This is a genomic window from Chelativorans petroleitrophicus (genome assembly GCF_025398195.1).
Classification (GTDB): domain Bacteria; phylum Pseudomonadota; class Alphaproteobacteria; order Rhizobiales; family Rhizobiaceae; genus Chelativorans; species Chelativorans petroleitrophicus.
The window spans coordinates 30,293-48,171 of sequence record NZ_JAODNV010000014.1 but is presented as its reverse complement, the minus strand read 5'-3'; the positions used below and the strand labels follow the sequence as shown (position 1 = coordinate 48,171).

The window sequence follows — 17,879 nt, the reverse complement described above, 5'->3', positions numbered from 1 at the left end:
AAGGACAGGAGTGAAATGGTGGATAGCAAGGCGCAACCGATGGTGGGCCGGCAGCGGACGGGCCGCGATCCGGTTCGCACGCAGGCAGTGATCCTGGAGGCGGCGACGGCGGAATTCGCCGAAAAGGGCATCGGCGGCGCGCGCGTGGACACCATCGCCCAGCGCGCGGGCACCAACAAGCGCATGCTCTACCACTATTTCGGTGACAAGATCGGCCTCTATGTCGCCGTTCTGGAGGCGGCCTACGCCGCGATCCGCTCGGCCGAACGGAAGCTGGACATCACCCAGAAGGAGCCGGAGGAAGCCCTGTCGGAGCTCGCGCGGTTCACCTGGCACTATTTCCTCGACCATCCTGAATTCATCAGCCTGCTGAACACGGAGAACCTCCACCGGGCCGTGCATCTGAAGGGATCGCCCCGGCTGAGGGAGATGCACTCCCATCTGGTGACGGAGCTGGAGCAGGTTCTGAAACGGGGGGTGGAGCTTGGCGTGTTCCGCGCGGGCATCGACCCGCTCAACGTCTATCTCACCATCGCCTCGCTCGGCTTCTTCTACCTGTCCAACCGGCACACCCTCTCGGTCATCTTCGGCCGCAACCTCACCGAGCCGGAGCGGCTGGCCGAATGGGAGGAGCATCTGGTCAGGACCGTTCTTGCCTCGGTCAAGGCAGAGTAGTTCCGTCGCCGCCGCAGGCGGCTACCAAATCCGCATATTGAACAGAGTACCGGCACGCTCGATCTGTGTCCGAGCCCGAATAAGCCATGGAAGTACGGCCGTCCCGCTTGACGCGAGCGCTCCGGTCCAGTAGGCAAGTAACTGGATAGTTACAATTCTGATCGGGTGCAGATATGGCAGAGCGCCGCGTCGGTATCATCATGCACGGCATCACCGGACGGATGGGCTACAACCAGCATCTGGTGCGCTCCATCCTCGCTATCCGCGACCAGGGCGGGCTCACGCTCTCCAATGGCGACAGGTTGCAGGTCGATCCGATCCTGGTGGGGCGCAATCGTGACCGGGTGGCCGCGATCGCCGACAGGCACGGCATCATACGCTTCACCGACGATCTCGATGCGGCACTTGCCAACAGGGACGACGAGATCTTCTTCGACGCCGGCACGACGCAGATGCGCGCCGGCCTCCTGGAAAAGGCGCTAGCGGCCGGCAAGAACGTCTATTGCGAAAAGCCCACCGCCGACAGCCTCGAGGCGGCCGTTGCCATCGCGCGCAAGGCCCGCGCCTCCGGCCTCAAGCACGGGGTCGTGCAGGACAAGCTCTTCCTTCCCGGTCTCATGAAGCTCAGAATGCTGCGCGACGTGGGCTTCTTCGGCCGCATCCTCTCGGTGCGCGGCGAATTCGGCTACTGGGTGTTCGAGGGCGATTGGCAGAAGGCGCAGCGTCCCTCCTGGAACTACCGCAAGGCGGATGGTGGAGGCATCATCCTCGACATGCTGTGCCACTGGCGCTACGTGCTCGACAACACCTTTGCGCCGGTGAAGGCGCTTTCCTGCCTCGGCGCCAACCATATTCCCGAGCGTGTGGACGAGGCCGGAAAGCCCTACAGGGCCGACGCAGACGATGCGGCCTATGCCACGTTCGAGCTGGAAGGCGGCATCGTCGCCCAGATCAATTCGAGCTGGGCCGTGCGCGTGCGCCGTGACGATCTCGTCACCTTCCAGGTGGACGGCACGCACGGCTCTGCCGTCGCGGGTCTGCATAAGTGCTGGACCCAGCACCGCGTGAACACGCCGAAGCCCGTCTGGAATCCCGACCAGCCGCAGACGATGAACTTCTTCGAACATTGGGAGGAGGTGCCGGACAACCAGCCACTCGAAAACGGCTTCAAGGTGCAGTGGGAAGGCTTCCTGCGTCATGTGGCGGAGGATGCGCCCTGGTCTTTCGGCTTGGAGGAGGGGGCCAAGGGCGTGCAGCTTGCCGAACTTGGGCTCAAATCCTGGGCCGAGCGCCGCTGGCTCGATGTGCCGCCGTTGGAGCTCTAGGGGCTGCCGATGCTCTATCTCCCCAACGCGGACCGCACCGTCTCCGCCTATGAGATCAGGAACACGCCGGCCGAGATCGTCAGGCGCGACGCCTCCGCCTTCAATCGCATCGCATACGCGGCGGCCCATGTGGTGGCCGACCCGATGGCCGACAACGATCCATGGCTCAGCCCCGCCATCGACTGGGACCGGACAATGGCCTACCGCCATCATCTCTGGGACCTGGGCCTCGGGGTCGCGGAAGCCATGGATACGGCCCAGCGCGGCATGGGCCTTGGCTGGCCGGAAGCGCGGGAACTGATTGCGCGTGCGCTGAAGGAGGCGCAAAGCCGCCCCGACGTGCGCATCGCCTGCGGGGCGGGCACGGATCATCTTGCTCCCGGCCCGGATGTCAACCTCGACAGCATCATCGCCGCCTATGAGGAACAGATCGAGGCGATCGAGGCTCATGGCGGCCGCATCATCCTGATGGCAAGCCGCGCGCTTGCGGCCGCGGCAGAGGGGCCGGGCGATTACATCCGGGTCTATGACCGCATTCTTTCGCAGGTGAGGGAGCCGGTCATCATTCACTGGCTGGGTGAGATGTTCGACCCGGCGCTCGAAGGCTATTGGGGTGCCGCGGACCACATGGAAGCGATGGAGGTGGCGCTCGAGATCATCGCCACCCATGCGGACAAGGTGGACGGCATCAAGATTTCCCTCCTGTCGAAGGAGAAGGAGATCGTCATGCGCCGCCGCCTGCCTGCTGGCGTGCGCATGTATACGGGCGACGATTTCAACTATGCGGAACTGATCGCCGGCGACGATCAGGGCCATTCCGATGCGCTTCTCGGCATCTTCGATGCCATCGCGCCCGCCGCTTCGGCGGCGCTCGCCGCCCTCGGCACGGGTGAGGAGAACAAGTTCTTCGACCTGCTCGACCCCACCGTCCCGCTCTCGCGTCACATCTTTCGGGCGCCAACGCGCTTTTACAAGACCGGCGTCGTCTTCCTCGCTTATCTCAACGGCCTGCAGGACCATTTCACCATGATCGGCGGGCAGGAGTCGGCCCGCTCGACGCTGCATCTGGCGGAGCTTTTCCGGCTCGCCGATGCTGCGCGCGTTCTGATCGACCCCGATCTTGCGGTCTTTCGCATGCGTCAGGTGATGGCCGTGCGCGGCGTGGAGCAGCCGCGTTGAAAGGCTGGTTTGGAGGCTTTTTGAACGGGGTAGCGCGGGAATGTATTTCTAAGCTACAATTCGAGTAAGCGGCGGGACAGCCGCGAATGGGAGGAGCACCGCAATGGCGGTTCTCGAATTGAGGCAGATTTCCAAAAGCTTCGGCGCGATCCGGGCGCTGGAGAATGTTGACCTCACCATCGAGGCGGGCGAGGTCGTGGGTCTGATGGGCGACAATGGCGCCGGAAAATCGACCCTGGTCAAGATCATCGCCGGCAACTTTCCGCCGACCAGCGGGAAAATTCTCATCGATGGCGAGGAGGTTCACTTCACGAAGCCGGTGGAGGCGCGCCGCAAGGGGATCGAGATCGTCTATCAGGATCTCGCGCTCTGCGACAATCTCACGGCCGCCGCCAACGTGTTCCTCGGGCGCGAGATCAAGCGCAGGGTCGGGCCGATCCGCTATCTGGATCACAAGGCCATGTACGAGCGCGCCGCGGCGATATTTGCCGAGCTCAAGTCGGAAACCCGCCCGCGTGATCTGGTCATGCGCATGTCGGGCGGCCAGCGCCAGGCCGTCGCCATCGCTCGCACGCGCCTCAGCGACCCCAAGCTGGTGCTGATGGACGAGCCGACCGCCGCCATCAGCGTGCGTCAGGTGGCCGAGGTGCTCGATCTCATCCGCCGGCTCAAGGAGACGGGCCACGCGGTCGTGCTGATCTCGCACCGCATGCCCGATGTCTTCGCCGTTTGCGAAAGGGTGGCGGTGCTGCGGCGCGGCCGCAAGGTCGCCGACAAGAAGATCGCCGATTCATCGCCTGAAGAGGTGACCGCGCTGATTACCGGGGCGCTGCAAGAGGCGTGAGAGGGGGAGCGGAATGAGCGAAAGCGCGGAACGCCGGTCAGTGGCCGACATCGCCGATGTGACGGGCCTGCAGACGGAGAAAGGCTTCCGGCGCATCATCAACACCCAGCCCTTCTGGGTGCTGGTGGCGCTGGTCCTGATCTGCATCCTCATGGGATCGATCAGCGACACGTTCCTCAGCGAGCGGAACCTCTTCACCACCACGCGCAACTTCGCCTTCATGGCCATCGTGGCGCTCGGCATGACCACCGTCATCGTCACCGGCGGCATAGACCTTTCGGTCGGCTCAATCATGGGGCTCTCCGGCATCATGGCGGGCATCACGCTTGCTGCGGGCTATCCTGTGTGGGCCGGGCTTGCCGCCTGCCTGCTTTCGGCGATGGCGGCCGGTGCGGTGAACGGCTTCCTGATTGCCTATCTGCGCATGTCGCCCTTCGTCGTCACACTGGGAATGCTGGCGATCGCCCGGTCGCTGGCGCTCGTGATCTCCAACAACCGCATGTTCTACGAGTTCGGCCCCGATCAGGCTCTGTTCATCGCCATCGGCGGCGGCAGCACGTTCGGCGTGGCCAATCCCTTCTGGGTGCTGATCATCCTTACGCTCGTTTTCGCCTGGCTCTACCGCTATTCCACCTGGGGCCGCTACGTATTCGCCATTGGCGGCAACTCCGAAGCGGCCAAGCTGAGCGGCGTGCCGGTGGAGCGTGTGCTCATGTCGGTCTATGTGGTTTCCGGGCTCACCGCGGGCATCGCCGCATTCCTGATGGTGGGATGGCTTGGCTCGGTGACGAACGCGCTCGGCCAGACCTATGAGCTTCAGGTCATCGCCGCATCGGTGATCGGAGGGGCCAATCTGATGGGCGGCGTGGGCTATGCCGTGGGCGCGCCGATCGGTGCCGCCCTCGTCGAGGTCATCCGCAACAGCCTTCTCCTGGCAGGCGTTGATCCTTACTGGCAGGGCACCTTCCTTGGCGCCTTCATCATTCTGGCCGTGTTGCTGGAGAAAGTCCGCGGAAGACGGGGGGAATAATCAGGTCAGTCATGACGTAAACCAAAGGGAGGAACATCATGAAACCGAAACACATTCTGCTTGCAGGTGCTGCCGTGCTCATGGCCACGGCAACGGCGGCGATGGCCCAGGATGGCTATCGCTTCGCGCTCGTGCCGAAGGCCATGAATAATCCCTTCTTCGATCTCGCCCGCGACGGCTGCAAGGCTGCCGAGGCGGAAATGGAAGGGATCGAGTGCTACTATATCGGCCCCAGTGAGCACACCGAGCAGGAGCAGATCCAGATCATCCAGGATCTGATCACGCAGGGCGTCGACGGCATCGCCGTCTCGCCGTCGAACGCGCCGGCGGCCGCCCGCGCGCTTGCCGCCGCCAAGGAAGCCGGCATTCCGGTCATGACCTGGGATTCCGATCTTCTGGAGGAGGACAAGGACATCCGCGCCACTTATGTCGGCACGCTCAACTATGACATCGGCGTCAACCTCGCGAAGCTCGCTCAGGAAATGAAGCCCGAGGGGGGCAACATCTGCCTGCAGTCGGGTGGGGCCGCGGCGGCCAACCACAATGAGCGCCTGCAGGGCATCCGCGATACGCTTGCAGGCACCAATGGCACCGAGCCTCCCGGCGAGCGGCTCACTGGCCAGAACGGGTGGACGGAGGTGGACGGCTGCCCGCTGTTCACGGACGACGACAGCGCCAAGGCGGTGCAGCAGCTCTCGGACATCCTCAACCGCTATGACGATCTCGACGTTTTCATCTCCACCGGCGCGTTCACGCAATGGTCGGACAACGCCTACCGTCAGGCGGTCGAGCCTTACAAGTCCAAGCTCGACGCGGGCGAGCTCATCGTCCTGGTGGCCGACACGCTGCCCATGCAGATGCAGCAGCTCAAGGACGGGCTGAGCCATGGTCAGGTCGGCCAGCGGCCCTACGAGATGGGCTACAAGGCTATGGAAATCCTGCAGGCTCTGGCCGAGGGCAAGGAGGTGGAGGACCCGATCTATACGGGTCTCGACGTGTGCACGCAGGAAAACGCCGACTCCTGCCTGCAGCAATAGGCGCTTTTTCCTGATCCTCGAAGGCTCCGGCGAAGCGCGCGCCGGAGCCTTTCTTTCGCGGAAGCGAAGGCGGCGTGTAGTGCTTTAAGCCGGGATTGAAGCTGCTCGCCTGAATCGGCTGGACTTGTACGGCAAAATCGGTTTGCTCGGGAAGGACAAGCGGCAGAAGGGAAGGACTTAAACTTATGGTGAAATTCGCGGCCGTCGGAATCGACCATACCCACATATTCGATCACATCAAGGGCCTCACCGCCGCTGGTGCCGAGTTCGCCGGCTATTGCCCGCAAACCACGGTGCCTGCCATTCTGGAGAGGATGCGGGACACCTATCCGCAGGCAAAGGCGCTCGACCGCGAAGCGATCTTCGCCGACCCCTCGATCGACATCGTGTGCATCGCCGCCGTGCCGCGCGACCGGGCCGACCTGGCCATCCGCGCGATGGAAGCGGGCAAGGATGTGATGGTCGACAAGCCGGGCGTCACCACCTTCGAGCAGCTTGAGCGGGTGAAGGAGGCGGTCAGCCGAACCGGGCGTATCTTCTCCGTCTTCTTTTCCGAGCGGCTGGGCGTACGCTCAGCCGTGGTCGCCGGCAAGCTGGTTGCCGACGGCGCGATCGGAACCGTAGTGCAAACGCTCGGAATGGGGCCGCACAAGAAGCAGCTTGTCTCGCGGCCCGACTGGTTCCTGAAGCCCGAGGCCTATGGCGGCGTCATCAACGACATCGCCTCGCACCAGATCGACCAGTTCCTCTATTACACGGGGTCGGAAACCGCCGAGGTGGTGGCAAGCTCCATCGGGAATTTCGGCACGCCGCAATCGGCCGAGTTCCAGGATTTCGGGGAAGTGCTTCTGCGCAGCGACCGTGCTTCGGGCTATCACCGCGTCGACTGGTTCACGCCGGACGGCTTGCCCACCTGGGGCGACGGCCGGCTCACTATCCTCGGCACCGAAGGCTATATCGAGCTCAGGAAATACATCGATATCGCCGGCCGCCCGGGAAAGGATCATCTCTTTATCGTGGACGGCAAAGGTGTGCGCCACATGGATTGCTCCGGCGAGCCGCTGGATTACTTCCCGGCTTTCCTTAATGACGTGCGCGAGCGCACCGAGACGGCTTTGAGCCAGCGCCACGTCTTCGAGGTCTGCCGCCTGGCGCTGGAGGCGCAGGCGAAAGCAGCCGTCATCACTCGCGCAGGCGCCTCCCGCTGAGGCGCCTTCGCGGCATCCGCCGGCATGACCTTCTTTGCCTATATCTTCCGGGTGACTGGCATAGCCGAAGGGACGCGCCGGAGACGGGATCGTCACGAGAATTGATCCGCAGGAAAGGCGCGAGCCCAACGCCCGGCTCGAAATCGGGATGAAGCCATCCTATTTCGCCGGGCAAAGAAACAGCATGGCGATCCCACATGAAGAAAACGGCCAGGAAGCGCGCGCTTCTCCTTCTCAACTCCAAGGCAAGGCGCGGGCAGGAATCGGTCACACCCGTTCTTGAAAAGCTCGCAGAGGGCAACCTCGCGGTCACTGTAGAGCCGTTCGAGGCACTGCCCGAGATCGCGCGCGACATCGTTCGCCTTCGCAACACCGCTGACCTCGTGGTCGTGTGCGGCGGCGACGGGACGGTTTCGTCAGCCGCGCTCGCGGCCATGGAGAGCGGGCTGCCCATGGGCATCATCCCGATGGGTACGGCCAACGATCTGGCGCGCACCCTCCACATACCGCTCGATCTGGTCGAGGCGGCGGAAGTGATCGTCAGTGGCAAGACGCGCCTCATCGATGTCGGCACCGTCAACGGTCATGCCTTCTTCAACGTCGCCAGCATCGGATTGAGCGTAGAGCTTGCGAACGGGCTCGTTCCCGCCCTGAAGAAGCGTTTCGGCAGAATGGGCTACGCGCTGGCGGCCTTGAAGGTGCTCGCGCGGGTTGCCCCCTTCAAGGCCCGCATCACGGAGAAGGGGCGGACCACATCCGTTGAAACCTATCAGATCGCCGTTGGCAACGGCCGCCATTACGGCGGCGGCAATGTCGTCGAGGAGACGGCGTCGATCGACGATGGCCGCCTCGATCTCTACAGCCTCGAGATGAGGAATGTCTGGAAGCTGGCGCTGATGCTGCGTTCGTTCCGCTCAGGTACGCACGGCGCCTGGAGCGAGGTGCGCACGGCCCGCAGCGTGGAATTCGATATCGAGACCAAGAGGCCGATGCCGGTGAACGCCGATGGCGAGATCGTCACCTCGACTCCGGCGCACTTCAAGGTTCACCCGAAAGCCATCTCCGTTCTCGCACCATAGGGGCGGGCACACCGCTTTTATCGGAGCCGGCAGGAGGATGCCGAAAGCCAAACACTGCCCTTCCATCCCCATGCTTGGTCCAGCCGGGGATAATGACTGTTCCTGGTCTTCCCCTGCCGCAAAACTGGCCTATAAGACGGCGGTACACTTGAATCGTTTAGTGGCGTGCGCTCGAACCGCGATTCCCTGACGGCGGGTCGCTCAGGGTTGCCGGGCGGGGCAAAACTTCAGTCTGGATGTTCCATTGAGCAGCGATGCCATCGGCAGCGCGATGAAGCCGCGAAATTCGCTCGCACATGTGGAGGCGGCCGGATGGGGCCGGGGCCTCGGCACCCTGATGCGCATCACTCGCATGACATTGCGCCATCCCTGGCAGGTCGCCATAGCCATCGTGTCGACCGTGATCGCCGCAACGCTGCAGCTTCTCATTCCACAGCTTCTGGGCCAGGCCGTGGACCAGACCCAGATCGCCTTCGCGGGAGGCGAGGCGGGGGCTGCCGCCGAACGCGCGCTGATGATCTCGGCTCTCCTTCTTCTGGGCGTCAGCACGCTGCGCGGCCTTTTCACCATGGCGCAGAACTACTTTGCCGAAGCGGTGGGGCACCACATCGCCTATGAGCTGAGGCTCGCCTGCTACGAGAAGATCCAGCGCCTTTCCTTCTCCTTCCACGATCAGGTGCATTCGGGCGACCTGATCACGATCGGCATGCTGGACCTCGAAGGGGTGCGCATGTTCTTCTCCACCGGCCTGGTGCGTGCCGTCCTGCTTTCCATGCTGATCGGCATTGGGGCCTATCTGCTCATCTCGACGGATGTCGTGCTGGGTCTGCTCGCGCTGAGTTTCGCCCCCTTCGTCGCCTGGCGGTCCTCGGTCACGCGGCTGCGCCTTCGCGCCACCTGGCTTGAGCTTCAGGAGCGGCTGTCGGTGCTCTCCCGCGTGATGGAGGAAAATCTCGGCGGGATCCGGGTCGTCCGTGCCTTCGCCGCGCAAGCCTATGAAATGCTGAAGTTCGACCGCGCCTCGAAGAGCGCTCTCGAGCTTGCCCATGAGCGCGTGGGACTGCGCGTGCGCAACACCTCGGCCATGACCTTCTCGTTCTTCCTGGCGATGGGGCTCGTGCTGCTGGTGGGCGGCAACAAGGTGATTGCAGGCGAGATCAGCGTCGGCCGGCTGACCACGTTCCTCACTTTCATGACGATCTTGCAGATGCCGGTGCGTCAGATCGGCCTGATGGTCAATTCCTTTGCCCGCGCCTCTACCTGTGGTTCGCGGTTGTTCGGCCTGCTCGACCTCGATGTCGCCATCAAGGACGCGCCGGACGCCAAGCCGCTTGAAATCACCGATGGCACCTTGCGGTTCGAAAACGTCTCCTTTGCCTATCCCGGAGCAGAGGAGCGGCCGATCCTCAGGAACATCAGCTTCGAGGCGAGAAAGGGCGAGACTATCGGTATCGTCGGCCCGCCCGGGTCGGGCAAATCGACGCTGGCTCATCTGATACCGCGCTTCTACGACGTCACCGGCGGGCGGATCACGCTTGACGGGCAGGATTTGCGCAAGGTTACGCTGGCTTCCCTGCGCAAGGCAGTGGCCGTGGTGCAGCAGGACGCCTTCCTCTTCACCACCACCATCGAGAACAACATCGCCTATGGCGACCCCTGGGCGCATGAGCGGCGCATCGAGCGGGCAAGCGAATCCGCACAGCTTCATAACTACGTGCTTGGCCTGCCTGCCGGCTACAAGACCGTGGTGGGCGAGCGCGGCGTGTCGCTCTCGGGCGGTCAGCGCCAGCGGCTCGCCATCGCGCGCACCATGATGCTGCGTCCCTCAGTGATTGTGTTCGACGATTCCACCGCAGCGATAGACGCGGCGACGGAGCAGCGCATCCGTGCGGCCACGCGCCAGTTTGCGAAGGACCGGGTGACGATCATCATCGCCCATCGCTTGAGTTCGCTCATGCACGCCGACCAGATCCTCTTCATCGAAGGCGGCGAGGTGGTCGAGCGCGGCACGCACGAGGAGCTTCTGGCCAAGGGCGGACGCTACAAGGCGCTCTATGATCTGCAGGTCCGCCCGGGCGAGGAGCCGCTCGAGCAGGTTGGAGAGGCCGGCTGATGGCGCAGGATCACATAGCGGAGCTCGAGGCGGAACGCGTGGATGTGCGCGCGGACTTGCGCCGCCCGCCGCGCGCCACGGTGGGCTCCCACCGCATCGAAGAGGAGATGTTCGGCCGCGCCTTCGACAAGAACATCGTAAGGCGCATCTGGGGCTTCGTGCGGCCCTATCGTACCAAGGTCTACATCTCGGTCGCGGCGGTGCTGATCTTCACCGGGACGCAGCTTCTGATCCCTCTCATCATCCGCTATGCCATCGACCATGGCATCGCGCCGGGTCAGGCCGACCGGTCGGCCCTCATGTGGTCCGCCGCCTTGTTCCTGTTGACGATCATCGTCAATTACGCTGCCAGCTACGTCCAGGAAACGGTGGTCGGCAAGATGGCGGAGAACGTGCTCTTCGACATCCGCCGCGCCATGTTCGGCCATCTGCAGAAGGTCTCGCTCTCCTTCATGGACAAGACCGAGGTGGGCCGGCTGATGTCCCGGCTTCAGGGCGACGTCAACTCCATGCAGGAGTTCCTGGAGACATCGGTGCTCTCGGTGGGCGACATCGCGCTCCTGTTCGGCATCGTCTTCGTCATGCTGTGGCTCGATTTCCGCCTCGGGCTGCTCACGCTTTCTGTCATGCCCGTGCTCTTCATCGTGCGCATCTTCTGGCTACCGCGCGCCAGGAACGCCTTCATGGCCGCGCACGAGACGAATTCGGTCGCCAACGGCGCATTGGCCGAGGCGATCCACGGCGTGCGCGCCATCCAGTCGATGGACCGCCAGCAGGTCAACTTCACGCTCTACGACGACAAGGCCTTTGCCAACCTTCAGACCCATCTGAGGGCCGCGCGGTTTGCGCAGGTCATGGTGCCGATCGTCGATGCGCTTACCGGCCTCGCCATGGCGGTGGTGATTGTCGTCGGCGGCTCCATGGTCCTGAATGAGCGGCTCGACATCGGCGTGATGGTCGCCTTCCTGTTCTACGTCCAGCGCTTCTTCGATCCGATTCGCTCGCTCACGCTGCAATACTCGGTCATGCAGCGCGCCATGGCCTCGGGCAAGCGGCTGACGGACGTGCTGGACGTGAAGATCGACGTGCAGGACAAGCCGGACGCCAAGGTGTTGTCACCAGACATGGACGGCTCCGTCGAGTTCCGGAATGTCGTTTTCGGCTACGACCCCAGGCATCCGGTGCTGAAGGACGTCTCCTTCCGCGTCAATCCGGGTGAGACGGTTGCGCTCGTCGGCCCCACCGGTTCGGGCAAGTCGTCCGCGATGGCGCTCGTCCACCGCTTCTATGACGTCCAGCAGGGCCAGGTTCTGGTGGGCGGCCACGACGTGCGGGACCTGACGCAGGAGTCGCTTGGCAGGCAGGTCGCGATGGTCCTGCAGGAGCCGTTCCTCTTTACCGGAACGGTCTTCGAAAACATCCGCTACAACAAGACCGACGCGACGCGCGAGGAGGTGATCGAGGCGTCGAAGGCGGTAGGCGCGCACGACTTCATCATGAGCCTGCCCGACGGCTACGATACGGAGCTCGGCGAGCGCGGCGGCAATCTCTCCCTCGGCCAGCGACAGCTCATCAGCTTCGCCCGGGCGCTGGTGGCCGATGCCAAGATCCTCGTGCTCGATGAGGCAACCGCCAACATCGACAGCTACACCGAAAGGCAGATCCAGAAGGCTCTGGTCAGGCTGCTCCAGGGGCGCACCGGCCTCGTCATTGCCCATCGCCTCGCCACCATCCGCGGCGCCGACCGCATCATCGTGCTCCAGGCAGGGCAGGTGGTGGAGATGGGCACGCACGCCGAACTGATGGCGCAGGGCGGCCTTTATTCGAGGCTCTACAACCTCAACTACGCTTCCTTTGATGATATCCCCGAGGCGGAACTGGAAGCCTCGCTCCAGGGCGCCTCACAGACCTGAGGCGCGGGTCGCGCGCGAAATGCGGTCTCAGTCGGGATCGAAGGCGCCGCGAAGCCAGCGTTCGATCAGTTCGACTTTTTCTGCGTCCGTCAACTTTCTCTTCTCGTCGAGGTCAGACCAAGTGGAGAATGCGATCGCATGACCGATCGTCGCCTCCACTCTTTCGCGGGCCTTGCCGGTTGCGCCGAAACGCGCCGAAAGATCGTTTGCGACGGAAGCGAGAAAATTCGCGAACGCCTCCAAACGGTCTGCGATAACATCGTGTGCCGCGGCTTTCCGGGTTTCACGATTAAAGACCGTGAAAGCTACAAAGACTTCTTCCGCACTTTTCGCCGGTCATTCTCCGGCATGGAGTGGAAAATCCATGCTCTCGTTGCGGATGAGCGCTATGTGGCGGCCCGCTGGGAAATCCAGGCAACTCACAGCGGGGACTTCGCCGGCATGAAGGCCGATGGCCGGCGCATCACTTTCAACGGTATGGTGCTTTACCGAATGGAGAACGGCCTGATCGCGGAGACGTGGCTGCACATCAACGAGATGATGCTGCTGTCTCAGATCGGCGCTCTTCCGGCGATGGCGGCATGATCTCACGGGGAAGGCTGTGGGCATGAGTGTCAGGCCCGCTCCCGGCGAGAAGCCGGGGAGCGGGCAACTGGCGTCTGCTGGATGCACGAGGGCTATCGGGAAACTCAGCGCCCGAGCGGGTGGGGCATGTAGCCCACGAAGCCTGTGATCTTCCAGCGGCCGTCAAGCCGCGCGCAGAAATAGAGCGTCTGCCAGTTGAGACGGTCCACGGTTCCGTCGGCCCTCAAAACCGTGCCGTTGAACTTTTTGTGCAGCACCGCGCGGTCGCCGTCCACGTCGATGTCGCGCATGTTGGTGATGCGGAAGAGGGCGTCACGCAGAGGCTCGGCATATTCGGTCTTCGCCGTCTCGGCCGCCTGACGAAGCCACTCGTCGCGGTAAATCTCCAGCCTTGGAAACTGCAGCCGCCAGGAATCGGCATCATTCAGGAAGTGGGCGTGCATACCGAAGAACCGGTCCGCGGCGAAATCGTCCTCCACCATGGACCAGTCCTGCGCCAGGAAGGCATCGATGTCGCGCCGCACCAGCATCTCCCACAGGAAGTGCCGGTCGGGATCGCCTTCGGGAAACGGGTTCTTGTCGTAGATCATTCCTCAACTCTCCGGTTGGTGCGGGATGCGGCCTCAGTCTCCGATGGGCAGGCTAGGGTCGCGGATGTTCTGGCTTGCCAGGCTGTGGCGCACGCGCCTGAGCGGCTCGAGCACGGCCGGTCCGATCGCTTCGGCCGTGGCGAGCGCAAGGATGTCGACGGCAGCGAGCAGCGCGTAGCGTATCGAGGAGGGCTTGTAGAGGTTCGTGTCCTCCTTGAAGGTGAGAGGTAGGACCGCGTCTCCAAGGGCAGCAAGCGGAGAGCCCGCACGCGTGACGACGAGCGCGCCAGCGCCGTATTGGCGCGCGATTGTCACCGCGTCGAGCACGGAAGAGGCCTGGCCCGAAATGGAAAAGCCGATGACGAGCGAGCCCGGGCCGAGGACGGACGCGCTCATGCGCTGCAGTTGCGGGTCCGTATGGGCAGTCACATGTAAACCTAAGCGGAAGAGCCGGTTCTGAAGCTCGACCGCCGCCATGGAGGATGACCCGCCCGTGCCATAGACCAGGATCTGGCTGGCGCGGCTGATGTCCCGCGCCATGGATTCCACATCCACCTCGCCAAGCGCTGTCGTCATCAGGTCGAGGGCGGCATGCGCCCCGCTGGCGATCTTGGCGATGATCTGCCCGGAGGGCGGCAGGTCCGCCGTCACGGCTGCCGGCGCCCTGAGATAGGCGCCGCCGATTGCCAGAGCCTGCGCCAGGTGAAAGCGCATGTCGCGCGTGCCCGGAAAGCCGAGAGCGCGGGCAAGCCGCGTAATGGTCGGCTCGCTCACGCCGGCGCGCTCAGCAATTTGCGCAATGGGTGCATGAGCAGCGAAATGCAGGTCGGCAAGGATGCACTCCACAAGGCGCCGCTCCGCCTCCCGCCCGTGCTTCAGGCGATGCTGCAGGCGGGCGATGATGTCCATCGTGCGCTCGTAAGCGCGGGGAGCCTTCCTGCTGCGGCGGGCGGTGCTCATGGCCCCAGTCTCTCGCCGGTGTCCGGCGCAAACAGGTGCACGTCCTCGACCGGCACCGAAAGCCGTATTTCCTCGCCGGGTGCGGGCAGCACGCGATCGCGGAAGATCACGCGCACCTCCGCATCGGCGATACGGCCGAAGACGTGGATTTCCGGCCCGGTCGGCTCGACCACCTCGACAGAGAGGGCAAGCGGACCCTCGGGATCGCGGCGGTAGCATTCCGGGCGAATGCCGAGGGTGACGGGGCCGTCCGCCCTGGTGCCCGGCGCCACTGGAAGCCGCGCGCCGTCGGAAAGCACAGCCGCGCCGCCGTCAAGCCGGGCGTCGAGAAAGCTCATGGCCGGGGAACCGATGAAGCTTGCCACGAAGCGGTTGCCCGGCCGGTCGTAAAGCTCGAGCGGCGTGCCCACCTGCTCGATGCGCCCGCCATTCATGACGACGATGCGGTCGGCCATGGTCATGGCTTCGATCTGGTCGTGCGTGACATAGACGATGGTGGTGCCCAGCTTCTGGTGCAGGGCCTTGATCTCGGTGCGCATTTCGCCGCGCAGCTTGGCATCGAGGTTCGACAGCGGTTCGTCGAACAGAAACACTTTGGGATCGCGCACGATCGCCCTGCCCATCGCCACGCGCTGGCGCTGTCCGCCGGAAAGCTGCGCCGGACGGCGGTCGAGATATTCGCTCAGGTTCAGGATTTCCGAGGCCCTGCGGATCCGACGCTCGGTCTCCGCCTTGTCCTCTCCGCGCACCTCCGGGCCGAAGCTGATGTTCTCGCGCACGGTCATGTGCGGAAAGAGGGCATAGGACTGGAACACCATGGAGATGTCGCGCTTCTGCGGAGGGATGTCGTTGGCCCGCGTGCCGCCGATGATCAGGTCGCCCTCGGTGATCTCCTCGAGCCCGGCGATCATGCGCAGCAGGGTGGATTTGCCGCAGCCGGAAGGCCCAACGAGCACGACGAATTCTCCATTGGCGATCGACAGCGACAGGTCCTTGACCACCGTTACGGCGCCGAACCGCTTCGTGATGCCGACCAGCTCCAACTCCGCCATCGAAACCTCCTGGACTAGCGCGCGATCTGTTCGAGGAAGGGCAGGTTGCCGGAAAGAATGCCGCCGTCGACCGGGAGCGTGACGCCCGTGATGCCGCTCGCGGCGGGGGAGGCGAGAAACGCCGCCGCGCGGGCGACCTCCTGCGGCTCCACAAGCCGCCCGAGCGGATAGAGCCGGGCGACATTCTCGGCAATCTGAGGCTCGCGCTCCAGGCGATGATCCCAGGCGGGTGTGCGAACCGAGCCCGGCGCGATCGCATTAGCGCGGATGCCATTCCGCGCTTCCTCGACGGCAAGCGCGCGCATCCAGGCGTTCAGCCCGGCCTTCGCCGCCGCATAGGCCGGATTGCCGAAATGGGCGAGCGCATTGACGGATGATATGAAGACGAAGGCGGCGCCCTTGTCCTGCCCGCGCATGGCCGGCAGCAGCGCCTTAGAGAGGACGGCGGCGCTGCGCAGGTTCAGGTCAAGTTCGCGCGACAGCGCTTCCGGCGTCACGTGATCCAGCGTTTCAGCCCGCGTCCAGCCCGCATTGGAAATGACAGCCGCAAGCGGCCCGGCAGCCGCAATCGCCCGGGCGGCCTGAAGCACGGCATCATCGTCGAGCAGATCGAAGCGGTGCGCTTCGGCGATATCCGGAGAGGAAAGGTCGGTTCCCTCCAGATCGCATGCCACCACAGCGGCTCCGCAGCGGGCGAAGGTCTCCACCATCGCCTGCCCGATGCCGCCCGCGGCACCCGTGATGACCACCCTGCGCCTTTCGAAGTCGATCATGAATTCCTCATCCCGCTGCTCCTGCACCCTCAGAGAAGCGAATAACTCGTAATTTAGCAACATGAAAATCCGAAAAAGCTTGCTTTTCGCCAGTTTCTGTAAAAAAGTTACGCTCAGCAGCCCTCGCCCATCGGTGCGGTGCCGCCAGAACATATTAGGAGGAGAGCATCATGAGGAAGCATTGGTTCAAGGCCGCAGCCACTCTGGCCGCGTTGCTGTCTGCGACCGCCCTTTCGCAGGCGCAGACGCTGCGCGTGACGGTCGCGGAATACAGCTCGAAGACCGGTCCATATTTCGAGAAGGCGGCTACTGAATTCGAGGCAGCCAATCCGGGTGTGGACGTGCAGATCGAGGTAGTGCCGTGGGACGTGCTTCTGCAGAAGCTGACCACGGACATTTCCGGCGGCGCGAACGCGGATTTGTCGATCATCGGCACGCGTTGGCTGATCGATTTCGTGGACCAGGGCATCGCCGCGCCGCTTGACGAGTACATGACCGACGAGTTCAAGGCGCGCTTCTTCCCCGTCTTCCTCGAACCCTCGGTTCTGGAAGGAAAGACCTATGGCCTGCCCATCGCGGCCTCCGCGCGCGCCATGTACTACAACAAGGATCTGTTCGAGCAGGCTGGCGTGGAGACGGTGCCCGACACCTGGGAGGAACTGGCAGAAGCCGCAAAGAAGATCAGCGCGCTGGGCGACGACATTGCCGGCTTCGGCATGCAGGGCAAGGAAATCGAGACCGACGTCTATTTCTACTATGCCTTCTGGGCCTATGGCGGCGACCTTGTGGAGGAGGACGGTACCTCCGGCCTCGATACGGAGGCGGGCTACCAGGCGGCCGCTCTCTACAAGTCGCTTATCGATGAGGGCGCCACGCAGCCGGGCGTCACCTCCTACAACCGCGAGGACGTGCAGAACCTGTTCAAGCAGGGCAAGGTGGGCATGATGATCACCGCGCCCTTCCTTTCGAGTCAGATCAAGGAGGAGGCGCCCGACCTGAACTACGGCGTGGCCGCCATTCCCGCCGGGCCGGGCGGCGAGCGCGGCACCTATGGCGTGACCGACTCCATCATCATGTTCGAGAACTCCGAAAACAAGGAGCTTGCCTGGTCCTTCCTCGACATGATCTTCACCACGGAATGGCGTAAGGAGTTCACCTCCGGGGAAGGCTTCCTGCCGGTCAACAAGGAAGTGGCGGCGATGCCCGAATTCGCGGAGAATGAAGACCTCAAGGAGTTCACCGCGCTGCTGCCGGAAGCGCGGTTCGCGCCGGTCATTCCCGGCTGGGAGGAGATCGCCGAGATCACGTCCAACGCCGTGCAGACCATCTATCTGGGCGATGCAGAGCCGAAGGAGGCGCTTGACGCCGCCGCCGAGGAAATCAACGGCATTCTCGGCCAATAGTCCGGTCACGGCGGGCGCGGTGATATCGCGCCCGCCGGTAACGAGCCAAGAGTAAAAGACCCCTCACCAAACCAGGCTCGGAAAGGGGGAGGGAGGGGTGCGACCACGCAGAG

General features: G+C 63.8%; 17 protein-coding genes. 12 read left to right on the top strand and 5 right to left on the bottom strand.

The window, feature by feature from the left end; translation table 11 throughout:
• Nucleotides 1-15 precede the first annotated feature (15 nt).
• From NYR54_RS13575 to NYR54_RS13530, 10 genes are all read left to right on the top strand, one after another.
• On the top strand, nt 16-675 hold the full coding sequence (locus NYR54_RS13575) for a TetR/AcrR family transcriptional regulator (RefSeq protein WP_261516230.1): 660 nt from the start codon (nt 16-18) through the stop codon (nt 673-675).
• Nucleotides 676-848: 173 nt separating this feature from the next.
• Complete coding sequence (locus tag NYR54_RS13570) at nt 849-2,000, top strand: Gfo/Idh/MocA family protein (protein ID WP_261516229.1); 1,152 nt, start codon at nt 849-851, stop codon at nt 1,998-2,000.
• Nucleotides 2,001-2,009: 9 nt separating this feature from the next.
• Nucleotides 2,010-3,179 carry a dihydrodipicolinate synthase family protein gene (locus NYR54_RS13565; RefSeq protein WP_261516228.1) on the top strand — a complete coding sequence of 390 codons (1,170 nt, stop codon included), beginning with the start codon at nt 2,010-2,012 and terminating at the stop codon, nt 3,177-3,179.
• 103 nt (nt 3,180-3,282) lie between these two features.
• On the top strand, nt 3,283-4,023 hold the full coding sequence (locus tag NYR54_RS13560) for an ATP-binding cassette domain-containing protein (RefSeq protein ID WP_261516227.1): 741 nt from the start codon (nt 3,283-3,285) through the stop codon (nt 4,021-4,023).
• 40 nt (nt 4,024-4,063) lie between these two features.
• On the top strand, nt 4,064-5,053 hold the full coding sequence (locus tag NYR54_RS13555) for an ABC transporter permease (RefSeq protein WP_423738618.1): 990 nt from the start codon (nt 4,064-4,066) through the stop codon (nt 5,051-5,053).
• A gap of 38 nt (nt 5,054-5,091) precedes the next feature.
• Complete coding sequence (locus NYR54_RS13550; protein WP_261516225.1) at nt 5,092-6,090, top strand: sugar-binding protein; 999 nt, start codon at nt 5,092-5,094, stop codon at nt 6,088-6,090.
• A gap of 185 nt (nt 6,091-6,275) precedes the next feature.
• Entirely contained in the window at nt 6,276-7,298 is a 1,023-nt protein-coding gene (locus tag NYR54_RS13545; protein WP_261516224.1) for a Gfo/Idh/MocA family protein, read from the top strand.
• A 197-nt stretch (nt 7,299-7,495) separates the two neighbouring features.
• The gene (locus tag NYR54_RS13540) at nt 7,496-8,377 is read left to right on the top strand and encodes a lipid kinase (RefSeq protein WP_261516223.1); all 882 of its coding nucleotides are present in this window, start codon (nt 7,496-7,498) and stop codon (nt 8,375-8,377) included.
• Between the two features lie 244 nt (nt 8,378-8,621).
• A complete protein-coding gene (locus tag NYR54_RS13535) occupies nt 8,622-10,490 on the top strand; it encodes an ABC transporter ATP-binding protein (RefSeq protein WP_261516222.1) in 1,869 nt (622 codons plus the stop codon).
• Nucleotides 10,490-12,403 (top strand): ABC transporter ATP-binding protein, encoded by a 1,914-nt coding sequence (locus NYR54_RS13530; protein WP_261516221.1) that lies wholly within the window; start codon nt 10,490-10,492, stop codon nt 12,401-12,403. Before NYR54_RS13535 ends, NYR54_RS13530 begins: the two co-directional genes overlap by 1 nt.
• 27 nt (nt 12,404-12,430) lie before the next feature.
• Here NYR54_RS13530 and NYR54_RS13525 read toward each other — a convergent pair whose 3' ends face one another.
• On the bottom strand, nt 12,431-12,646 hold the full coding sequence (locus NYR54_RS13525) for a hypothetical protein (protein ID WP_261516281.1): 216 nt from the start codon (nt 12,644-12,646) through the stop codon (nt 12,431-12,433).
• Between NYR54_RS13525 and NYR54_RS13520 the strand changes: the two genes are divergently transcribed.
• Nucleotides 12,542-12,988 (top strand): ester cyclase, encoded by a 447-nt coding sequence (locus NYR54_RS13520; protein ID WP_261516220.1) that lies wholly within the window; start codon nt 12,542-12,544, stop codon nt 12,986-12,988. The two genes, NYR54_RS13525 and NYR54_RS13520, sit on opposite strands and share 105 nt — an antisense overlap.
• A gap of 104 nt (nt 12,989-13,092) precedes the next feature.
• On the opposite strand, the gene NYR54_RS13515 is transcribed toward NYR54_RS13520, so the two are convergent.
• The 4 genes from NYR54_RS13515 to NYR54_RS13500 are packed head-to-tail and all read right to left on the bottom strand — an operon-like array spanning nt 13,093 to nt 16,363.
• Nucleotides 13,093-13,578, bottom strand: coding sequence for a hypothetical protein (locus tag NYR54_RS13515; RefSeq protein ID WP_261516219.1), 486 nt, complete (start codon nt 13,576-13,578; stop codon nt 13,093-13,095).
• Between the two features lie 33 nt (nt 13,579-13,611).
• On the bottom strand, nt 13,612-14,538 hold the full coding sequence (locus tag NYR54_RS13510; RefSeq protein ID WP_423738614.1) for a MurR/RpiR family transcriptional regulator: 927 nt from the start codon (nt 14,536-14,538) through the stop codon (nt 13,612-13,614).
• Nucleotides 14,535-15,590: an ABC transporter ATP-binding protein gene (locus NYR54_RS13505; protein ID WP_261516218.1), complete on the bottom strand. Its 1,056-nt coding sequence runs from the start codon at nt 15,588-15,590 to the stop codon at nt 14,535-14,537. The genes NYR54_RS13510 and NYR54_RS13505 overlap by 4 nt, the downstream gene beginning before the upstream one ends.
• A 14-nt stretch (nt 15,591-15,604) precedes the next feature.
• A complete protein-coding gene (locus NYR54_RS13500; RefSeq protein ID WP_261516217.1) occupies nt 15,605-16,363 on the bottom strand; it encodes an SDR family oxidoreductase in 759 nt (252 codons plus the stop codon).
• A 167-nt stretch (nt 16,364-16,530) separates the two neighbouring features.
• Between NYR54_RS13500 and NYR54_RS13495 the strand changes: the two genes are divergently transcribed.
• Nucleotides 16,531-17,766, top strand: coding sequence for an ABC transporter substrate-binding protein (locus tag NYR54_RS13495; RefSeq protein WP_423738617.1), 1,236 nt, complete (start codon nt 16,531-16,533; stop codon nt 17,764-17,766).
• Nucleotides 17,767-17,879: the final 113 nt, after the last annotated feature.

What these genes read in the sequence shown, in the direction of transcription:
- NYR54_RS13510 (WP_423738614.1), bottom strand. Translation starts at nt 14,538, where the DNA reads ATGAGCACCGCCCGCCGCAGCAGGAAGGCTCCCCGCGCTTACGAGCGC.
- NYR54_RS13550 (WP_261516225.1), top strand. Translation starts at nt 5,092, where the DNA reads ATGAAACCGAAACACATTCTGCTTGCAGGTGCTGCCGTGCTCATGGCC.
- NYR54_RS13540 (WP_261516223.1), top strand. Translation starts at nt 7,496, where the DNA reads ATGAAGAAAACGGCCAGGAAGCGCGCGCTTCTCCTTCTCAACTCCAAG.
- NYR54_RS13500 (WP_261516217.1), bottom strand. Translation starts at nt 16,363, where the DNA reads ATGATCGACTTCGAAAGGCGCAGGGTGGTCATCACGGGTGCCGCGGGC.
- NYR54_RS13515 (WP_261516219.1), bottom strand. Translation starts at nt 13,578, where the DNA reads ATGATCTACGACAAGAACCCGTTTCCCGAAGGCGATCCCGACCGGCAC.
- NYR54_RS13560 (WP_261516227.1), top strand. Translation starts at nt 3,283, where the DNA reads ATGGCGGTTCTCGAATTGAGGCAGATTTCCAAAAGCTTCGGCGCGATC.
- NYR54_RS13545 (WP_261516224.1), top strand. Translation starts at nt 6,276, where the DNA reads ATGGTGAAATTCGCGGCCGTCGGAATCGACCATACCCACATATTCGAT.
- NYR54_RS13520 (WP_261516220.1), top strand. Translation starts at nt 12,542, where the DNA reads ATGACCGATCGTCGCCTCCACTCTTTCGCGGGCCTTGCCGGTTGCGCC.
- NYR54_RS13530 (WP_261516221.1), top strand. Translation starts at nt 10,490, where the DNA reads ATGGCGCAGGATCACATAGCGGAGCTCGAGGCGGAACGCGTGGATGTG.
- NYR54_RS13565 (WP_261516228.1), top strand. Translation starts at nt 2,010, where the DNA reads ATGCTCTATCTCCCCAACGCGGACCGCACCGTCTCCGCCTATGAGATC.
- NYR54_RS13575 (WP_261516230.1), top strand. Translation starts at nt 16, where the DNA reads ATGGTGGATAGCAAGGCGCAACCGATGGTGGGCCGGCAGCGGACGGGC.
- NYR54_RS13505 (WP_261516218.1), bottom strand. Translation starts at nt 15,590, where the DNA reads ATGGCGGAGTTGGAGCTGGTCGGCATCACGAAGCGGTTCGGCGCCGTA.
- NYR54_RS13570 (WP_261516229.1), top strand. Translation starts at nt 849, where the DNA reads ATGGCAGAGCGCCGCGTCGGTATCATCATGCACGGCATCACCGGACGG.